Origin of the sequence: Pseudomonas sp. HS6, assembly GCF_023375815.1 — a bacterium.
Taxonomy (GTDB): domain Bacteria; phylum Pseudomonadota; class Gammaproteobacteria; order Pseudomonadales; family Pseudomonadaceae; genus Aquipseudomonas.
Genome location: NZ_CP067412.1, coordinates 3,360,055 through 3,383,196, shown reverse-complemented (window position 1 = coordinate 3,383,196; position 23,142 = coordinate 3,360,055). Strand labels below are relative to the sequence as shown.

Below are 23,142 nucleotides of genomic sequence, written 5' to 3'. Positions count from 1 at the left end.
CACGCAGCGGAAGTTTCGGATGACCTGATGAGACTTCTCTTTTTCTGCTAGCGAATTGGCCTTCATCCTCACAAGAAAAGTGATGTTGTCTGCTTTTCGCGTAGGCCATTTCCTAATTTGTACTTCGGCTCTCTACTCGGCCATGGCTCTCGGCGAGAATCCCCGGCCGCCCCTCCTGTAGAGAATCGCCCATGTTCGATCCAGCCGACGAGTCGTCGTTTCGTCTCGATGTCGCGGGTCTGTCCGCCCCGCTCGAAGTCCTGGCCTTTACCGGTTGCGAGGCGATCAGCGAGCCTTTTTCGTTCGAAATCGATCTGTTGATCGACGATCCTCATCTCGACCTTGCCGGCTTGCTGTACCGCTCGGCACGCCTGTGCTTCGGGCCTTCGGGCAACGGCGTGCACGGACTGCTACAGGGCCTGGTCCAGCACGAACATGGCCGCGGCGCCAGGTTATGCCGGGCACGACTGGGCCCGAAGCTGAGTTGTCTGGGCCTGCGCCATAGCCAGCGGATCTTCAGTGGCCGCTCGGTGCCGCAGATCCTCGATCAGGTGCTCAGGGAGCACGGCATCAGCGGCCATCAGCGTCGGTTCGAATTGCAGGCCGACCACCTGTCCCGCACGTTCTGCACCCAATACGGCGAATCGGATCTGCAACTGGTGCAGCGCTTGTGCACGCAGTCGCGGATCCACTATCACTTCGAGCATGGGCGCGAGAACCATTGCCTGGTATTCGGTGATGATCCGGCGTTGCTGCCGCAAACGGGGAGCGTGAGTTTCGCAGCTGAGGGGCGCGCGCCGGCGGTGCGTCGCTGGCTGATGCGGGAACAGGCCCGTGGGTCCGCCGATTATGCCCTGCGAGCCCGAACGGCACAGGGACATTCCGATGTGCCAACCCTGCGTTGTGGTCGTTGGCTGAGTTTGTCACCACGGCCGTTTGCGGAGTGCAACACCCACTGGCTGTTGACCCGTATCGAGCACCGCGCGGATCAGATGCTCGAACCCTCCTACAGCAACCGCCTCTGTGCCGCCGAGCACTTGCAGGTGTGTGAACCGGTCGTCGAACGTTCCGCATTGCGCATGGGCAGTCTGCAGCGGGCCTGGGTGGTGGCGGTCGACGAGCCGCAACCGGATTGCTCGCGGCCGGTGGCGGTGCAGTTCGACTGGCTCTATCAGGGCGAGGGGGCAAAACCCAGTCACTGCTGGCTGCCATTGGCTCCCGCATTGGCGGATACGGCGCTGACGTCATTGCGTGAAGGCGTCGAAGTGGTGGTGAGCTTTCTCGAAGGCGATCCGGAACAACCGGTGATCAGTGGTGTTCTGCAGCCGGCGGCAACCACTGATTGCCATGAGGATGACGAACCGCCACCGCTCCCCGACACCCTGGCGAGTGAAGGCCTGGCGCCATGGCTGACGACGGGCGAGCCCTTGTTGCTGTTGTGTCTGATGCCGGGAGGCGGCAGTTATCGATACTGTCGGGAGTCGGTGTGCAGTTGTCGACTGGTTGCGGGGCTCAGCCCGGGCGATGGACGATGAGCGGCAAGGCGCCGGGGCAACGTGCGCAATGGCTTTTGCTGGATGTCGCGCATTCACCGCAGGCGTTGAGTGCATTACGCCAAGGGTTCGCTGGCGTACCGCACTTGAAGTTGTTTGATGGCACGGAGTTCCAGCCCGTGTGCGAGCAGGGGCCGTTGTTGGTCGATCTGCGTGATTGCCCGGCGCTGTCGGCGTTGTGTCACTCCGACCCGCAGACCTGGTGCGGGTTGCTGCTGGGCAGCGAGGCCTCGACCGAATCGTTGCGTGAGCATTTGCAACGGATGCTGACGGTTTCTGTCGGCCTGAATCATCGTGCGCTGCTCAACTACTACGACCGGCAGACCGCCAGCTACTTTTTCGACGCCTGCGATGCCCGCCAGTTGAGCCGCTGGCTCGGGCCGATCAGTTGGCTGCGCTGGTTCGGCGGTACCTGGGGCGACCGGGCAAGCGGCAGCCTGGGCTGGCAACAGCTGCGAAATCCGGGACTGGCCGTCGAGCCACTGAAGATCGAACAGGCACTGACCCGTCAGCAGCGTGAACGCTTGCACCGTTGCCTGCTGGAACAACATATCTGGCGCTGGAGCCAATCGACGGGAACCGATTACCGCACGTTGTCCTCCCACGTTGAACAGGGTCTGACATTGGGTTTCAGCGAGCGCGCCGTGCTGGATGACTGGTTGTGGCTACGCTTGCAGCATCCGCGCGCAGAGCTGGTGCAACCGCCACAAGGATTGACCCAGCAAGAGCGGCTCGATCATCTGCGTCGACGCTGGCAGAACGACCCATCCTGACACGAGGTTTCGCGCGCATGGTCCACTCTTTACGGCATTGGTTCGGCGCGATTTTCGCTGGTTTTTTGCTGTTGATACTCGGTGGTTGTTCGCCGTTGAAAATGCTCAACGGCCTGACGCCCGCGGACAGTTACGTCAAAACCGCGGACATTGCCTACGGCGAGGACCCGCGTCAGAAGCTCGATGTCTACGTGCCGCGCGATCTGTTCGAAGACGCCCCGGTGGTGGTGTTTTTCTATGGCGGCAGCTGGAACAGTGGTGATCGTGGCGATTACCGGTTTGTCGGCGAGGCGCTGGCCTCACGGGGCATTGTGGCGGTGCTGGCGGATTATCGCTTGTATCCGCAGGTACGTTATCCGCTGTTTCTCGAGGACGGGGCTCGCGCCGTCGCGTGGACCAAGGCCCATATCCATGGATTCTCCGGCGACCCCCGGCGGCTGTACCTGATGGGGCACAGCTCCGGGGCCTATAACGCGTCGATGCTGGCGCTGGATCCGCGCCTGCTGGGCGCGGTCGGGATGTCGCCGGCAGACCTGAGCGGCTGGATCGGTCTGGCCGGGCCTTACGATTTTCTGCCGATCAAGAATCCCGAGGTGCGTCCGGTGTTTTTCTGGCCGGACTCACCGCCGCAATCGCAGCCGATCCGGCATGTCAGCCCCGGAGCACCACCAGCACTGCTGATCGCCGCGAGCCGGGACAGTCTGGTCGATCCGACCCGCAATACCGGCGGGTTGGCGCGATCACTGCGCGAGGCCGGCGTGCCGGTGCAGGATTTGTACTATGCCCGGCCAAACCACGCGACGCTGGTGGCAACCCTGTCGCGGCCATTGCGGTGGTTGGCGCCGGTATTGGATCAGATTGTCGGCTTCATCCGGCACACGCCGCCTCAGTGAGCCGCGCCGGCAAACCAGCCGTCATTACGCCGCAGTCGCCACGCCAGTGTGCCGAGGGTCAGGCTGCGCAGCACCATGAACAGCAGGAATGAAATCCACAGTCCGTGATTGCCCAACCCGCTCAACGCCCAGGCAAAAGGCAGCAGCAGAATGACCGTCAGCAGCATGCCATTGCGCATTTCCCGGGCGCGGGTGGCGCCGATGAACAGACCGTCGAGCAAGTAGCTCCAGACTGCAATCAACGGCAGAACGGCGAGGTAGGGCAGGTAGATGAACGCGGTCTCGCGCACGCTCTGAATGTCGGTCTGCATCTCGATGAACAAGTGCCCGGCAAACAGAAACAGCGCGGCGAACCCGAGGCTGGCGAGCAACGACCAACCGCCAGCCACCACCAGCGAACGACGCAACGCAAGACGGTCTCGGGCGCCGATGGCATGCCCGCACAAGGCCTCTACCGCGTGGGCCAGGCCGTCCAGCGCATGGGCGGTCAGCAGCAGGCCGTTGAGCAGCAGCGCGTTGGCCGCGACCGTAGCGTCGCCCAGGCGCGCGCCTTGTACGGTGATCAGGAAAAACACCGATTGCAGCGCCAGGCTACGGATGAAGATGTCGCGGTTGACCCCCAGCAGCGGTCGCCAACTCTGCCACAACCTCAGTGCCGCCCAGACGATGTGCCCGGGATAGGCGCGCAAAGCCTTGCGGGTGAGTGCCAGACCGAGCAGGGCGCCGCTCCATTCGGCGATCACCGAGGCTCGGGCCGAACCGACCACGCCCCAGTCCAGGCCGATGACAAACCACAGGTTCAGCACGATGTTGATCAGGTTGGTTGTCAGCAGAATTGCCAGCGGCGCACGGGCGTTCTGGGTGCCGAGAAACCAGCCGACCAGCGCATAACTGGCCAGCGCCGCCGGCAGCCCGAACAGGCGGGTGTGGAAGAAGTCGCGGGTCAGTTGATTGAGCTCCGGCGACGGTTGCATGAAGTGCAGGGCGACACCGCTCAGCGGCACGCCCACGGCACCCAGCAGTAACGCCAGTCCCATCGCCAGCAACAGACCTTGCAGCAGGATCTGCCGCAGCGCCGCACCATCGCTGCGCCCGGCGGCCTGCGCGGCGAACCCGGTGGTGCCCATGCGCAGGAAACCCATGGCCCAGGCCAGAAAGGTATACAGACTGGCTCCGACCGCCACCGCACCCAGCTGATGGGCGTGGGGCAGGTGACCGATGACGGTGCTGTCGACCAGCGCCACCAGCGGCACGGAAATGTTAGAAAGGATCATGGGGGCGGCGAGGGCCCAGACCCGGCGATGGGTCGGGCGGTCGCGCCAGTCGGCGGTCAGGTTGGACATGCGGGCTCCTTGGGGAGCGGCATTGTAGCGGGTGGGGTCAGTGAATGATCCAGCTCAGCAGCCACAATCCCAGCAGCAGCCAGATGATGCCGGCGATTATCGACGCGTTCATGAATGCGCGGATCGCCGACCACAGCAGCATCAGGCCGACGATCAGCGCGATGATGCTGATGATCGAAGTGTCCATGCCCAGGGCCTTCGCCAGCCCGTCGACGAAGTTGCCGCCGGCATTGCCCAAGATGTTGAACAGGCCGCTCAGGCCGTCGACGATGAAGCGGATGATCGCGCCGAGCGCCTGGCCCAGCCATTCGAAAAAGCTTTCTACCTGCATGTTTGCATCCTGATGAAAGAGCTGAGCCTTGGGCCGCGCCGGGGGCGGCCGAGTTCCCTGCAAGCATAGAGGGTTTGCCGGTTGGTGGCTGCCCCTTGCCTTCGCGCAGCATCCCCCCGAAGCTATACGCCTTCAGGAGAAATCGATGAACCTTGTTGAACTGACCGAACGCCTGCACGCCATTCGCGACCGCAATGACTGGCGGCAATTTCACAGCCCGAAAAACCTGGCCATGGCCGCCAGTGTGGAAATGTCCGAGCTGGTGGAAATCTTCCAGTGGCTGACCGAGGACCAGTCCCGCCAATTGCCGGCGGACAAACTGGCCCACGCCGGACAGGAAGTCGGCGACATCGTTCTGTATCTGTTGCTGCTGTGCAGCGAGCTGGGGCTGGACATGAATGAAGTGGTGCGCAGCAAGCTCGCCGACAGCGAACGGCGGTTCAGCTGATGAGCGACCGTCATTTCGATCAGTTGGCGACCCGTTTCGCCGAAAAAATCTACGGTGGTGCCAAAGGCGCGATTCGCCTCGCAGTGTTGCAGGCTGACCTCGCCGAAGCCCTGCCGGATCGCCCTTTGCGGGTGCTGGACATCGGCGGCGGCCTGGGCCATATGTCGCTGTGGCTGGCTGAACGCGGGCACGAGGTGACGTTCACCGAGCCGGCCGAGCCGATGCTCGAAGGCGCACGCCAGCGTTTTGCCGAAGCCGGGCAAACCGCGACCTTCATTCAGGCGCCCTGGCAGGAACTGCTCGGCCAGCTCACTGAACCCTATGATCTGGTGCTGTGCCATGCGGTGCTGGAATGGCTGGCCGAACCCCATGCGATCCTGCCGGTGCTGCATCAGTTGACCAAGCCCGGCGGCTGGCTGTCGCTGGCGTTCTATAACCGCGATGCACTGATTTACCGGAACCTGCTCAAAGGCCATTTCAAGAAAATGCGCAAGAACGACATGGCCGGCGAGAAGCAGAGCCTGACCCCGCAGCAACCGCTCGATCCACGGGAACTGGCGACGCAACTCGCCGGGTTGTGGCAGGTCGAAACTCAGAGCGGGGTACGGGTTTTCCACGATTACATGCCGGTGGAATTCCAGGCCCGTGCCGAATTGATTGATTTGCTCGAGATGGAACTCGCCCACCGTCGTCACCCAAGCTTCGCCGGGCTTGGGCGCTACTTGCACTGGATCTGCCGGCCGATCTGATCGGAGCGAGAAATGAAAGGTCATTCTGGGTTACTGCTGATCTGTCTGGGGTTGGCCGCGTGCCAGGGCAGCAACCCTTATGTGGCGCAGTCGCGGCCATTGCCGCCAGCGCCGCCGCAAGCCGCGACTACCTTCGACCGCAGCGCTTATCCGGCTCCGCCTCGGGATTATGGGCGCTACCGCAGTTGGGCGTGGCTCAACGGCCAACTGCCGCCGGGCTCGGCCTGGGCGGATTCGGCGCAAGTGGCCGAAGCCGTCAGCAATGCGCTGGATCAGCGTGGCTTGCGCCCGCTGCATGACAATCGCCCGGCCGACCTGTTTGTCAGTGCCAACCTGAGTCTGGAAACCCGCTTGCGCCAGGTCCAGGACGATTACGGGTACGGCGGATACAGTGGTTATGACCGTTACGGCCGGGGTTACGGGATGTACAACACGGTGCCGATCGTACGCACTTATCAGGAACAGGTCGTGGTGGTACGGGTCGATCTGTTCGATGCCGGCAGCGGTCAGCCGGTCTGGAGTGCCAGCGCCGAAACCGGCACTCAGGGCAACCAGAGTGACCGTGCAGATGCGATCCGGGAGGCTGTCGAAAAGGCAATGTCGGCGTATCCTCCCAGTTAGCTTCCTGCCAGTCAGAAGCTCCCCCAGGTTCATGTCTTCCACCGGAGAAAAACCATGTTCCGCCGTCTCGCTTTACTGGCCGTGGCCGCGCTGCTCAGTGCCTGCGCCGCCAACCAGGTCAATCATGACTTCGACGCCAGCCGCGACTTTGCCGCCTACCGCAGCTGGAGCTGGAAAGAACCCGCCCTGCAATACCGTCCGGACGACCCACGGATCAAGAGCGACCTGACCGAACAGCGCATCCGCCAGTCCGTCGCCGATCAGCTGGATCAACGTGGCCTGCGCCCGGCCGCTGCGGGCACTAAAGGTGACTTGAGTGTGCAGACCTACCTGATCGTCGAGGATCGCCAGCAACAGGTGACCACCAACTACGGCGGCGGTTGGGGTGGCCCGTGGAATGGTTACTGGGGCGCGCCGATGTACAACGAAACCCGCAACATCACCTACAAGGTCGCGACCATTCAGGTCGACCTGCTTGACGGCAAGGACGGCAAACTGGTGTGGCGCGGCAGCGATGAACAGATGCTCAGCCGCACGCCGAACCCGGCGGATCGCAGCAACGCCATCCGCGAGACGGTGACCCGGATCCTGTCGAATTACCCTCCGCGCTGAGCCTGCGCAAACAAACGGGAGCCAATGGCTCCCGTTTTTTATGGAGAAGCGGCTGGCGCGTTGCCAGCAGTGTCGTTGCAGCGCGTCTACACTGAAATCCACCAATGGAGGTTGCGCCCGGCAGTACGCCGGCAAAGGAGTGCGCCATGTCGCGTCATCCGCAGTGCGGCGGGCCTGTCCGGCAGCGAGGGGCGATCGGCTTGATGGCGGCCGCCACTCTCAGCCTGGCGCTTGTACTGATGCTGTTGGTGGTGGACACCGGCCGGTTGTACATGGAACAACGCAAACTGCAGCGGCTGGTGGACACCGCCGCCCTCGAAGCCGTCAGCCGTGGCGGCAATTGCCTGCCGGGCCTCACCGCCGCCAGTTACGCCGGGCAAAGTGCGACCCGCAACGGGTTTACCGCCGATGCCAACAACGTCATCGTGGTCGATTGTGGAACCCTGGTGACAGCCGCCACCGGCCTGCGCACGTTTACGGTGGATGCCACGCAATCGGCGACGGTCAAGGTTGCGGCCAACCGTACTGTGACGACCAGTTTCGCCGGTGGCGTGCAATCGCTGTTCAGTAGCACCCCGCTCAGTCTCAACACGGTGCTCTACGCTTCGGCGGTGGCCGCCCAGCCAAAGCCGACCGTCGCCCAACTGAATATCCGCAGCAACCTGGCCAGCATCAACACCGCCCAGTCGAACATCCTCAACCCGCTGTTTTCCGGGTTGCTCGGCGGCAACGTCAACCTGACGGCGGTGGGCTGGAACGGTTTGCTCAACACCGACATCAACCTGCTCAGCTACCTGAATCAACTGGCGATCAACCTCAACGTGGCCGCCGGCAATTACACCCAGTTGCTCAATACCCAGGCCACGGTGACGCAACTGATTCAGGCCGCTATTACGGCGGTCCAGCTCAACGGCGCAACCGTTGACGTGATAACTGCGCTGGGCCAGCTGCAAGTGGCGGCGATCAATGCCGCGCCGGTGAAACTCGGCGACATTCTGCAACTGCAGACCGGCACCACGGCCGCCGGGCTGGATGCCAATTTGCAGTTGCTGCAACTGGTTCAGGGCGTCATTCAGCTGGCCAACAGCAAAAGTGCGGTGGCTGCCACCCTGCCGATCAATGTGCTGGGGCTGGCGAATGTTACGGTGCGGGTCAAAGTCATCGAGCCGCCGCAGTTCTCGGCGATTGGTGATCCGGCGCTGGCGAAGGCCAACCCTTTGGGGCCGAACCGGATTTATGTGCGTACCGCGCAGATTCGCACGCTGCTCTCGATCAACCTGCCGGTATTGTCCGGCGTAACCGGGCTGACCAATGCGGTGCTGGGGCTGGTTGGCACCCTGACGCCGACGCTCAACGCGCTGCTGAGTCTCAATCTGGTTGCCACACTGAATTCGGTCGGTTGCCTGCTCGGTGCCGGTTGCGAACAACTGGACCCGCAGTTGTTGCCCTCGCCGGAAATCGACATCAGCCTGGATGCCGGCGGCGCCATCAGTTATGTCACCGACTACAGCTGCCCGACCGGCAACACCGGCACAAAAAGCCTGACGGCCCGTACTGTCACCTCGGTTGCTGACCTCAAATTGGGCAAGATCGACCCGACCAACGCGTTCTCGTCACTCGCCGAACCCACCGTCACACCATTGCCGTTGGTGGATCTGGGTACCGTGACCTGCCACAAGATCCTGGGAATCGGCAGCTGTGATCCGAGCACCCACGTGCAATACGGCGCGGGCGGCATCGCGATCATGGTCAACACCAGCGTGGCGCAGAACACCCAGGATCTGGTGTTTTCCAGCAGTACACCATTCGCCACGCCGCCAAACCTGAAGCTGCCGCCGAGCGTGATTTCAGCAGCGCCCAGCAGCAACATCGTCAACAGCCTGGCGAGCACCCTGGCCGGGATCAATCTGATCGTCTACAAACCCCAGGGCAGCAATCCACTGGGTTCGATCATCACCGGCGTCGCCAGCCTGATCAGCGATGTCACGACGATCCTGCAACCGCTGATCACCAATCTGGTAAGCCCGTTGCTGGATCCGCTGCTCAACAATTTGCTCAAGGGTCTGGGAATCAATCTGATGGACGTGGACGTCGGCGCCAATATGACCTGCGGCCAGACCGGGAAGGCGTATCTCGTCATCTAGTCATCAGGGGCGATCGGCAGTTCGATGCAGAACCGTGCACCGTCCACCGAGTTGCGCACACTGAGATGACCGCCCATGTTCTCGATGATCCCGTAACTCACCGACAATCCCAGGCCAGTGCCGACACCCACCGGTTTGGTGGTGAAGAACGGCTCGAAAATCCGCTCCAGCAGACGCGGGTCGATGCCGCCGCCGTTGTCCTCGACCCACAGTCGCACCTTCGAATCGTCACGTTCGGCGTAGATCGAGATCCACGGTTTGAACCCTGAGTCGGACTCGCGCTTGCCCAACAACGCATCCCGGGCGTTGACCATCAGATTGATCAGCACCTGCTCAAGTTGATCGACATAACCGCGCACTTGAACGACAAATGCAGTTTCACTGATGCGCAAATCCACGCCTTTGCCACGCATACCTTCGGCCAGCAGCGACAGCGTACCTTCGATGGCGCTGGCCGGGTTGAACAGTTGCTGTTCGATCTCGGAACGGCGACCGAACACCCGCATGTGATCCACCACTTTCGCAGCGCGCTGGACCTGTGCGTCGATGCGATTGAGTTTGTCGGTCAGATAATCGATCTGTACATCGCCGTTGCTCAGGCGCTTCTGGACGTTGACGATGGCCATGCGCATGACGTTCAGCGGCTGATTGATTTCGTGGGCGAGGCCGGTGGCCATTTCGCCGAGGGTGGCCATTTTCGCGCTTTGCGTGAGTTGCTGCTGGGAGCGGCGCACCTCGGTGTTGTCGCGGCCTACCGCCTGCACTTCGATCAGTTTTCCGTGCTCATCGAACACGCCGCGATCCGACCACACCCACCACGCATGCTCGCGCCCCGGCAATTGCAGGCTGATTTCGGCGGTGCTGACGGGGGATTGAGGGGTCAACTGCGCCAGGCGCTCAACGAAGGCGGCGCGCTGAGCGTCGGACATCCAGCTGCCCAGATCGACCCCCGCCAGATCTTCCGGTGAGCATTCGAGATAAGTCGCCAGCGGCCGGTTGCCAAATGTCAGGGTCAGGTCCGGGCGATAGCGGCAGATCATCGCCGGCGAGTCTTCCACCAGAATCCGGTAGCGTTCTTCACTCTGTCTGACCTGTTCGGCGGCCAGCGTTGCCTCGGTGACGTCCAGCCACAAACCGACGGCTTCCACCGGCAGGCCGAGGTCGTTACGCAGCAACCGGGCTTCGTCGAGCAGCCAGTGATAATCGCCGTGACGGTCGCGCAACCGATAACGGGCGCGCACCGAGCCTTCGCGCAGCAGTTGTCGGGTTCGTTCGAAATACAGGGCCCGGTCATCCGGATGAATCCGCTCGGCCAAGGCGCCGGCGTCGCAGTCTTCCAGGCTCCAGCCCATTAACGGTTGCAGGCTGGCGCTGAAAAACGCCGGCAGCAATGCCCCTTCGATGTACTGCTGGACGTAAATCACCGCCGGCGAACTGGCGATCAGGTTGTCCAGCCGCGCATGGGCTGCAGCGGCCAGTTGCTGCTGGTTCTTGATGTCGCTGATGTCGAGCATGAAACCCACCAGCCGACGGTGATCTCCCGTGCCGGTGACTTGCCCCTGCAGGCGATACCACGCCGGCACCTGACCGGCATCGGGATGATGCAGGCGCACGCACAGGTCGAGGACTTCCCCGTGCAGTTGCAGGGCTTGCAGGCGGCTGCGGACTTCTTCGCGGTCGGCGGGATGGATCAGCGTCAGCCAGTTTTCCAGCGTCAGTGTCGGTCTGTCCTGATGCAGGAGGGCGGCCAGCGTGGGGGCCAGGTGAATCTGCTCGCCACTGCCGATTTCCCACCAGCCAGTGCCGAGCAATGTCTGCAAGGATTCCAATCGCTCCAGTTGCAGTTGATGCTGCTGTTCACGCAGGCGCCCGAGCAGCGGACCCGCCAATGCCCCGGCCAGCATCAGCCAGTCCCGATCGGTCAGATACGGCGCAGTCTTGTCCACCGCGTAAAAACCGCAGAGCAACCACGCCATCACGCCTCGATCATCGCTGTAGGGCACGGCGAAACCTTCGGCGTTGCCGAACAGGCCCTGGACCCGCGAGTGTTCATACTGGCCGTAATGTGCACCCAGGCGCTGCGGGCCGGTGCCATTGAGGCTATCGAGCGGCGTGCCCAGACGCTGGCCGTCATGCCACAGCGCCGGTGCGTCATGGGCGTGGAATTGCTGGTGGATCTGCCAGCCCTGTTCCTGTTCGTCGAGCAGGGCGAGTGCCAGACTCGGGATTTGCCAACGTTGGGCGATCACCTGCAATTGTTCGCTGACAAGCATCGGCAATCGTCCCAGGCTGCAACTGCGCAACTGCTTGCTGATCTGTTCGGCGAGCATATGGCACGACTCGCGCTGATGGGCCTGCTGGCGTTCGGACAACAGGTCGGCGATGTCGATCAGTTGCAGCAGCCAGCCATTGCCCAGCGGCTGGACCCAGCCTCGCAGGTGCAGGGTCTGGTCGCTCAGGCCGGGAAAGTCCAGATCCAGCAGTTGCCCTTGCCAGTCCTGCGGCCGGCCCTCGATGGCCAGTGTGCTGTGGGGCAGCAGGTAGTCGGGCAGTGGCAACGGTTTGTCACGGGGCGTCTGTTGCCTCAGCAGTTGGCGCAGCGGGCCGGCCATTTGCAACACACAGCCGTCGTTATCGAGGTGGACGTGCAGGCCCGTCGCGGGTGAGCCGAGCGCGTCCGGCTGGTCGCCGGCGAGCGGGGCGCGCTTGAGCAGACGGCCGAGCAGATTGTCCCCGGTCGTCAAAATTTCAGGCTCGAGCTGGCGGTCAGGTTGGTTGGCAGGCTGGGTACGGTGCCGATGCCGGGCAACACTAGAAACGGAATGACCTGATTCAGCTTACTGACGGGGTAATTGACGCTGACGGTGAGCGTGCCCGCTGTCGGGTCATAGACCGCTGACGTATCAGTGCCAACCACCACATTCAGCGACGACAGCGTCAACGACAATTGCTGGGTCAGTGCGGCATTGGCAGTGTTGACCACTACGGTTGAATAGTTGGGAGTCGTGGGGTCGACCGCCACGGCGCGGCGTATCGCTTCGGCGGTGGCCTGGTTGAAAGTCTGCATCAGCATGAACGGCAGGGCATAGCTGACCAGACCGTAAAACACTGCAAAAAAGATCACGAACACCAGAGCGAACTCGATCGCCACCGCACCTTTTTGCGCCTTCCGAGAGCCGGTTTTCATCCGTGCGTCTACCCTGACAGTCACTGCGTAGTATCAGCATAGAATCATTCAGCAAAAACGGACGGTTTTTACCGGATGCAAAGTCTTGCCCTTCTGATCTGGTTGACCGTGTGCGCGGCACAGGATGCCCGGCATCGACGGATCGCCAATGCCCTGACTTTGGGTGTCGCTACCTTGGCGCTGGTTTATCTGTTGTATTTCGGCACCACGTGGATGGGCGCGGAAGCCGGGCAGGGCGGGTGGGCTAGTCTGTTGGCGCTGGCATTCACGCTGCCGGGGTATTTCATGGGGCGGATGGGTGCCGGCGATGTGAAATTAATGACAGCTCTTGGCCTTGCGACGGACGGCACATTGCTGCTCGGGGTGTTTATCGGTGCCGGTGCGGCGAGCGTGATCTGGATTTTTCTGGCGCCGCGCGTCTGGCAGTATATGAGTCAAGGGCTTAGAGATCGTGTTCGATATATGGCGCCATCGATGTCAAAAAAGCTGCCATTTGCGCCGTTCGTGCTGGTCGGGTTTTTACTGACTCTACCGTGGATCCATTAGTCGCCAAACGCCACTAGTCTTATGTACATAGTCGGAAAGTGCGTCTACTTTCTAATGAACTGGTTATACAGCCAATGGCTGACAGTACAGGAATGGTCAGTTTTGGCCTGGGCATGGAGTGGCACGTGAACAAGCTTACATCTGCGGTAAAAGTCCTCGTTGTCGATGATCAGCCCTTGATCGTCGAAGAACTCTGTGAATTTCTCGAGAGCAGCGGCTACCGCTGTGTTCCGTGTGAGTCCAGCAAAGAGGCGATCGAGCGTTTTACGGACGACACCGCAATCGGCCTGGTGCTGTGCGATCTGCACATGCCGGACATGGACGGCATTCAACTGGTGCAGGCGCTGCAACGGCTGGCCGGTAAAGATCGGGCATTCGAAGCGATCATGCTCACCGGACGCGCCGACAAGCAGGACGTGATCAAGGCGTTGCGCGCAGGGATTGCTGACTACTACCAGAAACCGGTCAATCTGGATGAGTTGCTGGAAGGCTTGCAGCGTCAGGAAGTGGTGCTGCAGGAGCGGCAGAAAACCCTGCAACTGGGGCACTTGAATCAGAAGCTTCAGGACCTTTCGTCGTCCATCAATGATCTGTACCAGGATCTGGACAAGGTTCGTCGCGGACCGACGCCCGTTCGTGACGAGGTCCCGAGTGAGGCTGATGCGCAGGAGATCCCGGCGATCTTCAATCAGTTGTCACCACGGCAACTGGACGTTGCACGTCTGGTGGGCAAGGGCCAGACCAATTATCAGATTGCCTGTGAGCTGGGCATCACCGAAAACACGGTGAAGCTTTACGTTTCACAGGTATTGCGCCTGACTCACATGCATAACCGCACGCAGCTGGCGTTGGCCTTGTCACCGAGTGCGGCGGCTTTGCGGCAGCGGGTTACGGCTCACTAGTCTTGATCCCCGGCAGCCTTCGGGCTGCCCGCGATGGCGCCCTCTGCACCCTCCCGGACTAGTTTTTTGTCTCGATCTTGCCCCCGGCATCCGGGTCATAGAAATCGGGAATGTCGTAGTTGTATTTCTTCAGCCAGCGCTGCATCGCCAGTTCACGCTCGGTGGCCGTGGCCGCTTGTGGGTCAGGCGACGCGGCCTTGTTGCGGCTTTGCAGTAACAGCCAGCCTTCGGTTTCCTGCTGCTGGGCTGATGCCGGCCCGGCGTCGATGGCCAGTGCGCCGAGCGGCAGGCTCAGCAGGCTCAGGCAGCACAGGGTCTTGAACGTGTTCATGGCGCCTCCTTGAAGTTCACTTGATCGTCGTCGGTTGCGGGTCAGCCACCACCGCTACCTGATTGCTCGCGGTGGGTTTGGCCGGGGCCGGGGCCTTGAGTTTTTCTGCTCGTTCCTGGGCGTCGGTGAACTGTTCCGGGGTCAGGTGCGCGCGGCTGACGACTTCGGCGGCTTGCTGCCAGTTGTTCTGGTAGATCAGCAGAGTGACCAGGTTCAGCGTCGCCAATTGATTGTTCTGTTTCAACTCGATAGCTGTCAGAAACTCGAAGCGAGCGTCTTCGAGTCGCAGCTGATTGAGGTACACCACGCCCAGGTCGTTGCGGATGTTTTCATTGGTCGGCGCCAGTCGCGCAGCCCGTTGCAGGTGGGCCTGCGCCTGGCCGTTATCACCGCGCGCGGCATACAACTGACCCAGACCATGTTCGGCGTCGGCGTTGAGGCAAGTGCCGAGCAATCCTCTATACAACGGCTCGGCTTCACTGCGTCCCAGCAAACGATAGACCTTGGCCTTGCGCAACCGCACCTCGACGAGGTTGTCGGGCAGACCTTGCAGGTTGGCCAGGCTGGCGTGCAGCTTGCCGTCATTGGCAAGGTCATCGGCCAGGTTCAGCGACAGCTCCTGTTCGGAGCTCAGCTTGCTGCAACTGGCCGGCGCCAGCATCGTCGTCCACGGCGCCTGACCGTCCGTTGCGCAACCGCCGAGCAGCAACAGACTTGCCACGACCATCAGTGCTTTCATCAATCGCTCTCCATCGCCAGTGTCAGGACGCAAACGCCCGGGTGATTGCGGTAAATCCAGGGCCCGCCAGTACGATCAGCAAGGCCGGAAACAGAAACAACATCATGACCACCGACATCTTCGCCGACATCTTCGAGATGTATTCCTGCAAGCGTGTCAGGCGTCGGTCATCCAGCAGTTGTTTGAGCGCCAGCAGCGATTTCATCGCGCCGCCGCCCTGCTGAATCAGCTGTTGCAGGATCACGCAGGTGTCGGTGAATTCATCCACCGCCAGCATCGCGGCAGCTTTGTTCAGTTCCTGCCCGAGCTCCAGACCCGAGTCGACGCGGGCCAGAATCAGGCGCAATTCGCTGGTCAGCTCCGGCAGCAGCTTTTGCCCCTCGATACTGAGCACACGCAGGGCTTGCTCGACGGCCATGCCGGACTCGAACAGGATCCGCAGCAAAGGAATGAACGTCGACACCTCCACCGAAATGATTTTCTGCCGACGGCCAGCGGCATAGGCCAGCAGGCGCTTGGGCAGCAGATAGCCGGCACCGGTAGCAATCATCGGCACCAGCCAGCCGTTGGGGGCCTGGGGAAAGAACACTTCCTGCAAAAACAGCCCCAGGCCCAGCGTCAGCAGCGGCGTACCGATCTGGCAGGCGGCAAACAGCGAGCGCTCACTGGCACGGCGCCAGCCGAGGCGGCTGAGCAGGGTCTGGGTTTCGCTGTCGATGCTCACCGAGCGCTGGCCGAACCGGCTGTTTCCCAGTGCCCGCAGCCAGTTGCCGAAGCGATTCTCGCGCACGAGGTGGCCCTGCAAACGCTGGTTGACCTGACGCACCCGGCGGCGCTCGGTCAGCAGGTGGTTGCCGACCAGCAACAGGGCGCCGAGCAACAGCATGAGGCTGGCCAGAATCACCATGTCAGACACTCCTCAACATGCGCCACAGTGCCAGGCAGCCGATCACCTGCAATATCACCGCGATGATCAGCATCGTGTGGCCCCCGGAGTCGTTCCACATACCGAGCATGTAGCCGGGGTTGGTCAGCATGAAGTAGCTCACAATGATCAAGGGCAGCGATCCGAGCACCCACGCGGTCATGCGGGTTTCGCCTGTCATCGCACGCAACTGACGAGCCCCCTGGTCGCGCTCTCGAATCAGTTTGATCAGGTTCTCCAGCAATTCGCTGGCGTTGCCGCCATAGCGATGATTGACCTTCAGGCCCAGAGCGAACATGCGTAGTTCGTCCTGTTCGTAGAGCTCGGCGAAGTCGCTCACCGCATCCGGCAGGTTGACTCCCAGTTGCACGTTGCGCTGCACCCGGCCCATCGCCGACTTCAACGGATCGTCACTGGTTTCGATGCCGCCCATCACCGCGTCGCTCAGGGTCCTGCCGGACTTGAGGCTGCGCACTGTGTGATCCAGCAACTGCGGCAGTTGTTCGATCATGCGGTTGAGCCGGCGCCGGTACAGCCAGGCGATGTACAGCCGCAAAATCAGGGGCGGTGCCAGCATCAGGGTCAACAGGCCGATCCAGTCAGCCAGCAGATAACCCAGCATCATGGCCACGACCCACAACGACAGCCACAGCCCGAAGTGCTCGGTCGGACGGCCGAGACCCGCCCGCAGAAACATTCGCTCCAGCCCGGTCCACGAAGTTTTTTCGACCGTTTGCGGTTGTCCGGCGGCGAGGCGAGAGAGCACCCGTTCATTAGCGGTCTTGCGCGCACCCTGCAGGAACAGGCGAATCGACAGCCCCAGCATCAGCAGGCAAATGACGATCAGGATCAGCGGTCCGATCATGACGAAAGCTCCATGCGCTCAGCCCAGGCTCGACTCGTGCCGCAACTTGTCGCCGGCCGGGTTGACCGCTTCTCGCAGGAAGCCGAAACCGGTGCGTCGATCAAGACGGAACAGCGTGTTAGTGACGTAGACGTCTTCGCGCACGCCGACCACTTCCACCACCTCGCTGACGCAGCGGCGGCCGTCGGGCATGCGCGTCAGCTGGATGATCACGTCGAGCGCAGCACAGATCATCTGGCGCAGGGTGCGTTCGGCCACGGTGCGCCCGGTCAGGCCGACCAGGGTTTCCAGACGCAGCAACGCATCCTGGGCGTTGTTGGCGTGCACCGTGCTCATCGAGCCGTCGTGACCGGTGTTCATCGCCGTGAGCACGTCGAGCACTTCGACGCCCCGGATTTCGCCAAGAATGATCCGGTCCGGACGCATCCGCAGGGCGTTGCGGATCAGGTCGCTGGCCTTGACTTCGCCATGTCCCTCGGCGTTCGGCGGCCGGGTTTCCAGACGTACCACGTGCGGGTGACCGAGCTGCAATTCGGCGACGTCTTCGATGGTCACCAGCCGTTCGTGGGGATTGATCAGCTGACTGAGAATGTTCAGCAGCGTGGTCTTGCCGGTGCCGGTGCCACCGCTGATCAGGATGTTGCAGCGCTTGCCCACGGCGTCCTGGAAACAATCGAAAATCGCCAGGTCGATGGTCTGCATGGCGATCAGGTCGCTGCTCTTGAGCATGTCCTTGCGGAATTTTCGAATCGACAGACAGGGTCCGTCGAGGGCGATGGGCGGAATGATCGCGTTGACCCGGCTGCCATCGGGCAGGCGCGCATCGACCATCGGCGAAGACTCGTCCAGCCGTCGCCCGAGCGGCGCCAGAATGCGCTGCATGACTCGTTCGACGTGATGCGCATCGATAAAGCGCAGATCACTTTGATGCAGTACACCGTCGCGCTCGACGAATACCCGGTGCGGGCCGTTGACCAGGATTTCGGTCACGGCGGGGTCGCGCAGCAGCACTTCCAGCGGACCGAATCCGGTCAGTTCATCAACGATTTCTTCCGCCAGCCGCTCCATCTCGTAGCGTGAAATCGCCAGGTGCAGACGGGCGATGTATTCGGCGACCTTGTCGGTGACGAACTGCGCCAGCAATGGCCGCGAACCTTCCAGCAGGTTTTTCCCGGACTCCTCGATGGCATCGATGATGTAGCGATGCAGGACCAGTTTCAGACCTTCGTGGTCGGTGTTGCCCGACTGACCTCGCGCCGGAGCACCGAAGAGTTTTTCCGGGCTCATGAGGTGCCTCGCAACCGGTCGAACCAGGTGACCTTGGGTTTGGCCAGGCCTTCGGAGCGTTTGGCCAGGCGTTCGCCGAGCGCCCGCAGGCTCTGGGTGAGTTTTTCCCGGGGGGCCAGTTCAAACAGGCTGATTCCCTGATTCTTGGCATTCATGCGCAGCTCCGGACTCAAGGCCAGCACCGCGATCACTTCCAGATTGAAGGTCTTGCCGAGGGTTTCTGCATCCGGCGCGACGTTGCTCAGATAGCGGTCGACCAACAGCCGTCCGTGATCGAGCTTCATGCCTTTTTCCCGCCACAGATTGAACACCGCCAGATTGCGCCGGCAATCGAGAACATTCTGGTCGGTGTACCAGATCAGCTTGTCGCAATGGCTGACAAAGGTGCGCAGGGCTTCGCTGTCAGGCTGGCCGGTGAGGTTCACGACAATGTGCTGGAAGTGTTGGCGCAAGGCGCTGAGCAACATGAACAGCTCGGCGGCACTGGTGCTCTCCAGCGGTTCGTCATTGTCGGCGTACGCCAGAATCCGCAGCCCCGCTTCCGCGCTGGTGAAGGCACTGTCGATCAACGTGGCGTCGAGCCTGCGCAGGTGGCGCAAGGCATCGCCGAAGTGGAACGAACTCTCCAGCCCCAGCAATGCAAGGCTATCGCCACGGGGCAGGCCGAGATCGAGCAGCAGCGTCTGCTGCCCGCTCTTTTGCACCACCAACGCCATATGATTGGCCAGTAGCGCGCCGTCGGAACTGCTCTGCACACCGTACAAAACCGTCAGACCACCCAGTTGCGTATTGTGGGTCACTGGCGGCATGCGTTTGCTCAACCGACGCACTAGCCCGGCCACTTCGCTGGAGCGCGAGCCGTAAGCCACAAAGTCCCTTGCCCCGGCGCGCATGGCGTTGAGCACCAACTGATTGTCCATGCCGTCGCCGAGGGCAACGATTGCCAGCATCGGTTTGGCTTCCAGTGCGCCCTCGATCAGCGCGCTCTGAGCCACCACGTGTTCGCGATCGAGGCCGACGAACACGAGGCTGGCGAAGGTGACATCCACCAGTGCGAGCAATTCATCGAGGCTGCCGGCACCGGCGCTGACCACTTGACCTAGCGGCGCGAGGGCGCTTTGCAGCCATTCCAGATCGGTGCTGTTGCGGGTGATGGCGAGAAAGGTCTGGCTCAGGCTCTGGCTCATTGGGACAACCCGCTGCGCTTGTCGAAGTTGCCGTTTTCCAGGAAGAACATGCGGTAGAAATTCGGGTCGTAGTTGCGCAGTTTTTCACCCGGCAACGAGGGCAGTTGCGCGTCTGCCGACAACGGCCGCACCAGATGCGGGGTGACGATCATCAGCAGCTCGCGCTCTTCGCGCTTGATCTGCGAGCTTTTGAAAAACGCCCCGAGCACCGGGATATCGCCCAGCCCAGGAAACTTGTCGACCTGGGAACTGTTGGTGGTGCTGATCAAACCGCTGATGACAAAACTCTCGCCGTCCGCCAGGGAAATGCTGGTGTCAGTGCGGCGGATGGTCAGGGCTGGCACCGTGGTGCCGGCGATCTGCACGGCGTTGCTGAAGTCCAGCTCGCTGACTTCCGGCGCGACTTTCAGGGCGATGCGGTCGTGGCTGATGATCGTGGGCGTGAGGGTCAGGCGGATGCCGAATTCCTTGTATTCGATCGACACGCTGTCGCTGCCGGAACTGGGCACCGGAATCGGAATCTGCCCGCCTGCGAGGAAGCTGGCGCTCTGCCCGTTCAGCGCCACCAGGCTTGGCCGCGCCAAGGTGTAGGCGAAACCGCTGCCTTCCAGGGCATTGATGATCGCCATGGTATTGCCGCCGATCCACGAGAAGTTGAACAGCGAGTTGTCCACCGGCAGTCGCGGCTGCGGGACGCCATCAATGGGCGGCAATGTCCCGGGAGAGCCGAAAAGGAAATTGCCACGGGTGCCGATCAACTTGGCCGAGGCCTGTTTGAGTTTGGTGCGGCTGACTTCGACGAAGCGGATGTCGGTCTGCACTTGTGAAGGCAGCAATGCATCATCCGAGGGCAATGTCCCCGCAACCGTCAGGGCTGAGGTGGCAGCACCTTTGACAAACACCATACTCTGGCGCGGCTCGCTGGAGCAGCCGGTCCAGACCATCAGGCTGGTAGCGCCAGGGGCCACGGCGGTGAGGAGGAATGACGAATTGCCGTTGGCATGCACGTCGGCAATTTTCGGATTGCCGACGGCCAGGCGTGTGATTGCCACCGGTGATTGCATGTCCTGCTGCCAGCCTTCGTTGATCTCAATCACTGGCGGCAAGCGCCCGAGGGCCGAGCAGTTGCCGGTGGCCGCATGGGCAGCGTTTATCGACAGTCCCATCAGCAGCAAGGCTCGGAGCACGGGATTGAAGGTCGGCCAGGAACGACTCTGCATGCACTTGGATCCTTGCTCAGTCATGGATTTTGTTGGTTGACCTGATTGCCGCGAATCACTTCCACGGCGGGTCGAACGGCACCGGCGTGATCGCCGCTCGATGGCGCCTTCGGTGCAGACCCCAGCGCCAGCTGAGTGAACTGGAAAAGCTGGCTGTTGGCTGCCACCAGTTTGTCCGGTGTCTGGCTTTCGCCGGCCCAGTACTTGGCCAGACGCTGTTCTTCGCTGCTGCGCACGGCCAGGCGTAATGTCCCGACCTGGGTAGCGAGCATCATTCGACTCAACAATTGCTCAGGCACCGCCAATACCACGGTGCGCGCGGTGACCCGGCGCTGGTCCTGTTTGAGCTTGTCGTCGGCGCTCAATGCGGGAGCGGACGGTTGGCCGTCGTTGGTCAGACCGTACTGTTCGCCAACGCCGAGCACACGCATGGCTGGTACGACAATCTGTGCCGATTGCTGCGGATTGCTGGCGTCCTGGCGCAGGAACAGCAGCACATCGACATAATCCCCGGGAATCAATTGCCCGGCCGCACCGATCACTTCATCGACCGACACCGCCAGCGCACGCTCATCGCGGTGGATCATGCGCGCCAGCGTTCCACCGGCCTCGAAGCTTTCATCGTTGAGCCAGGTCCCGGCACTCAGGTGGCGCCACGGTGTGCGGCCCACGGCCTGATCGATTGCGCCGAGGCTGCCGGCAGGCGCACTGAGCAGTTTTTCAACGGCCAGGTCGGCGGCCGTGAGGGGGGTGAACGGAGGAACGTCACGCACCAGAACCACGACTGGCTGACGGGTCTGATCTTCGGCGGCAGCGACGGTTTTTTCGACGGTGACCACTGCAGGCACAGGTGCCTCGGCAACCGGCGCGGGTTGCCGGCTGAGCACCAGGCCCCAATAGCCGACAACAATGGCTCCCAGTAAAAGCACCGCGGCAAGGCCCATGGTGACGCGACTGTTCATGATGGCTCTCCCTTTCCTGCTGCACTACCAGCCCGTACTTCCTAACAAGGGAACATCGCAATCAGGCAGCTATGAACATCCAACTATTTCGCTATTTCCACGCTAGCTGAATCAAGCCAAAACGCCATTACTGGCCGGCAAAAAACCTACGAAAGTATGGGGGTTGGCCAATTAGCAGTCGAAATACGGGGCGCGACGAAACAACTAATCCTTTATGACTAATCCGTTCTTACAGTTGTTGGGAGAGGGTTTGTTGACAATGCTCAATTGGCACGGTGGAAGCTTTGCCGCTGTAGCGACATCGGCGCCATGAGCGCAAAGGAGTGGACGTATGATTCTCGATTATCTGCTGGCCAGGGCACGACTGTTTTTCAAAAGTGACGAAGGGGCTTCGGCTATCGAGTACGCGATCGTGGTGGCGATGGTGGCGGTAGTGGTCGTGGTATTCGTGACGCCAATGGGCACCAAGGTCTTCAACATCTTCAGCCAGATACTGACCACACTGGGTGGCACGGCCCCGACCAAACCCGGCATACCTTGACCGAGTTCCCCCTCCCTCTGTCGATGCCTGTTTGCTGTTGAGCGAAAGCGTGCAGGCATTGCCCCGATCATAGGCTTTCCGGTGTCCGGAAGATCCCGGGCATGAAGGAGAATGTCCATGCTCTTTGAATACCTGATGGTGCGTGCCCGGTCGTTCCTGGCGAGCACCGAAGCCGCGTCGGCCATCGAGTACGCGATTGTGGTGGCGATGGTCGCCATTGTGGTCGTGGTGTTCGTGACGCCTGTCGGTGCCAAGATGTACGCGATCTTCAGCAACATCCTCACGGCCTTGGGCGGTACGGCGCCGGCGGCACCCGTGCAGACACCCTGATTCGATGGGTAGCGAATCTCGCACTACACTCGGTTCCACCTTCAGTTTCTCAGGGATTGCCCAATGACTGCTTCCTCGCTGCCCCGCCAACAGTTGCTTCTGGTTGACGATGAAGAGGATGCGTTGCTGGAGTTGGCGGAGTTGCTGGAGGGCGAGGGCTTCGTCTGTCATACCGCGACGTCGGTCAAACTCGCCCTGCATCATCTGACCCGTCATCCCGATATCGCCCTGGTGATCACCGATCTGCGCATGCCGGAGGAAAGTGGCATGTCGCTGATCAAGCGTCTGCGCGAACACACCTCACGCCAGCATCTGCCGGTGATTGTGACGTCGGGGCACGCAGACATGGAAGATGTGAGCGACATGCTGCGGTTGCAGGTGCTGGATCTGTTTCGCAAGCCGATCTATCACGTGCGGCTACTGGAGACGCTGGACAATCTTTTCCCCAAGCCCCAGGTCAACGCTTCCTGAGTGCTGGCTTGCGGCTCGCCGGCCGCAGACTGCAAAGCCTTGAATGAAAAGCCTGAAAAATGACGCCATCGGTTTGACTTTTTGATGGTGTCGAAATGATGGCTCGTGTACATTCCCCGCGCCCGGACCGGACACCCCGGTAGGGTCGGTAGGGAAGCCTGAACGAATACGTGAGCCCTGCT

At 61.7% G+C, this 23,142-nt stretch carries 25 protein-coding genes; 13 read left to right on the top strand and 12 right to left on the bottom strand.

Annotation, left to right across the window (positions count from 1 at the left end; translation table 11 throughout):
* Positions 1–191: 191 nt before the first annotated feature.
* The 3 genes from JJN09_RS15345 to JJN09_RS15335 are packed head-to-tail and all read left to right on the top strand — an operon-like array spanning position 192 to position 3,219.
* A complete protein-coding gene (locus JJN09_RS15345) occupies positions 192–1,535 on the top strand; it encodes a type VI secretion system Vgr family protein (RefSeq protein WP_249482500.1) in 1,344 nt (447 codons plus the stop codon).
* The gene (locus JJN09_RS15340) at positions 1,532–2,326 is read left to right on the top strand and encodes a DUF4123 domain-containing protein (protein ID WP_249482499.1); all 795 of its coding nucleotides are present in this window, start codon (positions 1,532–1,534) and stop codon (positions 2,324–2,326) included. The genes JJN09_RS15345 and JJN09_RS15340 overlap by 4 nt, the downstream gene beginning before the upstream one ends.
* Positions 2,327–2,343: 17 nt before the next feature.
* Positions 2,344–3,219, top strand: coding sequence for an alpha/beta hydrolase (locus JJN09_RS15335; RefSeq protein WP_249482498.1), 876 nt, complete (start codon positions 2,344–2,346; stop codon positions 3,217–3,219).
* Here the strand turns inward: JJN09_RS15335 and JJN09_RS15330 are convergent.
* Together JJN09_RS15330 and JJN09_RS15325 are read right to left on the bottom strand one after the other, a co-directional pair.
* Positions 3,213–4,562 carry an MATE family efflux transporter gene (locus JJN09_RS15330; RefSeq protein ID WP_249482497.1) on the bottom strand — a complete coding sequence of 450 codons (1,350 nt, stop codon included), beginning with the start codon at positions 4,560–4,562 and terminating at the stop codon, positions 3,213–3,215. The genes JJN09_RS15335 and JJN09_RS15330 overlap by 7 nt on opposite strands.
* 37 nt (positions 4,563–4,599) lie before the next feature.
* Positions 4,600–4,893, bottom strand: a complete 294-nt coding sequence (locus JJN09_RS15325; protein WP_249482496.1) for a hypothetical protein — start codon at positions 4,891–4,893, stop codon at positions 4,600–4,602.
* 145 nt (positions 4,894–5,038) lie between these two features.
* On the opposite strand from JJN09_RS15325, the gene JJN09_RS15320 reads away from it, so the two are divergent.
* The 5 genes from JJN09_RS15320 to JJN09_RS15300 all read left to right on the top strand — a co-directional run bounded on the left by JJN09_RS15320 (position 5,039) and on the right by JJN09_RS15300 (position 9,467).
* Positions 5,039–5,341: a MazG-like family protein gene (locus JJN09_RS15320; protein WP_007951009.1), complete on the top strand. Its 303-nt coding sequence runs from the start codon at positions 5,039–5,041 to the stop codon at positions 5,339–5,341.
* Entirely contained in the window at positions 5,341–6,090 is a 750-nt protein-coding gene (locus tag JJN09_RS15315) for a methyltransferase (RefSeq protein ID WP_221534663.1), read from the top strand. The genes JJN09_RS15320 and JJN09_RS15315 overlap by 1 nt, the downstream gene beginning before the upstream one ends.
* A gap of 12 nt (positions 6,091–6,102) precedes the next feature.
* The gene (locus JJN09_RS15310; protein ID WP_249482495.1) at positions 6,103–6,711 is read left to right on the top strand and encodes a DUF4136 domain-containing protein; all 609 of its coding nucleotides are present in this window, start codon (positions 6,103–6,105) and stop codon (positions 6,709–6,711) included.
* A gap of 54 nt (positions 6,712–6,765) precedes the next feature.
* Complete coding sequence (locus JJN09_RS15305; RefSeq protein WP_249482494.1) at positions 6,766–7,323, top strand: DUF4136 domain-containing protein; 558 nt, start codon at positions 6,766–6,768, stop codon at positions 7,321–7,323.
* Between the two features lie 146 nt (positions 7,324–7,469).
* Positions 7,470–9,467, top strand: a complete 1,998-nt coding sequence (locus tag JJN09_RS15300) for a pilus assembly protein TadG-related protein (protein WP_249482493.1) — start codon at positions 7,470–7,472, stop codon at positions 9,465–9,467.
* Here JJN09_RS15300 and JJN09_RS15295 read toward each other — a convergent pair.
* Positions 9,464–12,211 carry a PAS domain-containing sensor histidine kinase gene (locus tag JJN09_RS15295; protein ID WP_249482492.1) on the bottom strand — a complete coding sequence of 916 codons (2,748 nt, stop codon included), beginning with the start codon at positions 12,209–12,211 and terminating at the stop codon, positions 9,464–9,466. The two genes, JJN09_RS15300 and JJN09_RS15295, sit on opposite strands and share 4 nt — an antisense overlap.
* Complete coding sequence (locus JJN09_RS15290) at positions 12,208–12,654, bottom strand: TadE/TadG family type IV pilus assembly protein (protein WP_249482491.1); 447 nt, start codon at positions 12,652–12,654, stop codon at positions 12,208–12,210. The genes JJN09_RS15295 and JJN09_RS15290 overlap by 4 nt, the downstream gene beginning before the upstream one ends.
* A gap of 75 nt (positions 12,655–12,729) precedes the next feature.
* Here JJN09_RS15290 and JJN09_RS15285 point away from each other — a divergent pair, with 75 nt between their 5' ends.
* Entirely contained in the window at positions 12,730–13,200 is a 471-nt protein-coding gene (locus JJN09_RS15285; RefSeq protein ID WP_249482490.1) for a prepilin peptidase, read from the top strand.
* Between the two features lie 125 nt (positions 13,201–13,325).
* Positions 13,326–14,102: a response regulator transcription factor gene (locus tag JJN09_RS15280; RefSeq protein WP_302851886.1), complete on the top strand. Its 777-nt coding sequence runs from the start codon at positions 13,326–13,328 to the stop codon at positions 14,100–14,102.
* 58 nt (positions 14,103–14,160) lie between these two features.
* Here JJN09_RS15280 and JJN09_RS15275 read toward each other — a convergent pair whose 3' ends face one another.
* Genes JJN09_RS15275 through cpaB form a run of 8 tightly spaced genes read right to left on the bottom strand, consistent with a single transcriptional unit; the run spans position 14,161 to position 21,618 of the window.
* Positions 14,161–14,433, bottom strand: coding sequence for a DUF3613 domain-containing protein (locus tag JJN09_RS15275; RefSeq protein ID WP_249482489.1), 273 nt, complete (start codon positions 14,431–14,433; stop codon positions 14,161–14,163).
* 16 nt (positions 14,434–14,449) lie between these two features.
* Complete coding sequence (locus JJN09_RS15270; protein WP_249482488.1) at positions 14,450–15,172, bottom strand: tetratricopeptide repeat protein; 723 nt, start codon at positions 15,170–15,172, stop codon at positions 14,450–14,452.
* A gap of 22 nt (positions 15,173–15,194) precedes the next feature.
* Entirely contained in the window at positions 15,195–16,079 is an 885-nt protein-coding gene (locus tag JJN09_RS15265; protein ID WP_249482487.1) for a type II secretion system F family protein, read from the bottom strand.
* A 1-nt stretch (position 16,080) separates the two neighbouring features.
* On the bottom strand, positions 16,081–16,962 hold the full coding sequence (locus JJN09_RS15260) for a type II secretion system F family protein (RefSeq protein ID WP_249482486.1): 882 nt from the start codon (positions 16,960–16,962) through the stop codon (positions 16,081–16,083).
* Positions 16,963–16,980: 18 nt separating this feature from the next.
* Complete coding sequence (locus JJN09_RS15255) at positions 16,981–18,249, bottom strand: CpaF family protein (RefSeq protein WP_249482485.1); 1,269 nt, start codon at positions 18,247–18,249, stop codon at positions 16,981–16,983.
* The gene (locus JJN09_RS15250) at positions 18,246–19,436 is read right to left on the bottom strand and encodes a pilus assembly protein (RefSeq protein ID WP_249482484.1); all 1,191 of its coding nucleotides are present in this window, start codon (positions 19,434–19,436) and stop codon (positions 18,246–18,248) included. The genes JJN09_RS15255 and JJN09_RS15250 overlap by 4 nt, the downstream gene beginning before the upstream one ends.
* Complete coding sequence (locus JJN09_RS15245) at positions 19,433–20,656, bottom strand: type II and III secretion system protein family protein (protein WP_249482483.1); 1,224 nt, start codon at positions 20,654–20,656, stop codon at positions 19,433–19,435. The genes JJN09_RS15250 and JJN09_RS15245 overlap by 4 nt, the downstream gene beginning before the upstream one ends.
* A 20-nt stretch (positions 20,657–20,676) precedes the next feature.
* Entirely contained in the window at positions 20,677–21,618 is a 942-nt protein-coding gene (gene cpaB / locus JJN09_RS15240; RefSeq protein ID WP_249482482.1) for a Flp pilus assembly protein CpaB, read from the bottom strand.
* A gap of 331 nt (positions 21,619–21,949) precedes the next feature.
* On the opposite strand from cpaB, the gene JJN09_RS15235 reads away from it, so the two are divergent.
* From JJN09_RS15235 to JJN09_RS15225, 3 genes are all read left to right on the top strand, one after another.
* On the top strand, positions 21,950–22,159 hold the full coding sequence (locus tag JJN09_RS15235; protein ID WP_249482481.1) for a Flp family type IVb pilin: 210 nt from the start codon (positions 21,950–21,952) through the stop codon (positions 22,157–22,159).
* A 117-nt stretch (positions 22,160–22,276) separates the two neighbouring features.
* Positions 22,277–22,489 carry a Flp family type IVb pilin gene (locus JJN09_RS15230; RefSeq protein WP_249482480.1) on the top strand — a complete coding sequence of 71 codons (213 nt, stop codon included), beginning with the start codon at positions 22,277–22,279 and terminating at the stop codon, positions 22,487–22,489.
* 63 nt (positions 22,490–22,552) lie between these two features.
* The gene (locus tag JJN09_RS15225) at positions 22,553–22,960 is read left to right on the top strand and encodes a response regulator (protein WP_249482479.1); all 408 of its coding nucleotides are present in this window, start codon (positions 22,553–22,555) and stop codon (positions 22,958–22,960) included.
* The last annotated feature ends 182 nt before the right edge of the window (positions 22,961–23,142 follow it).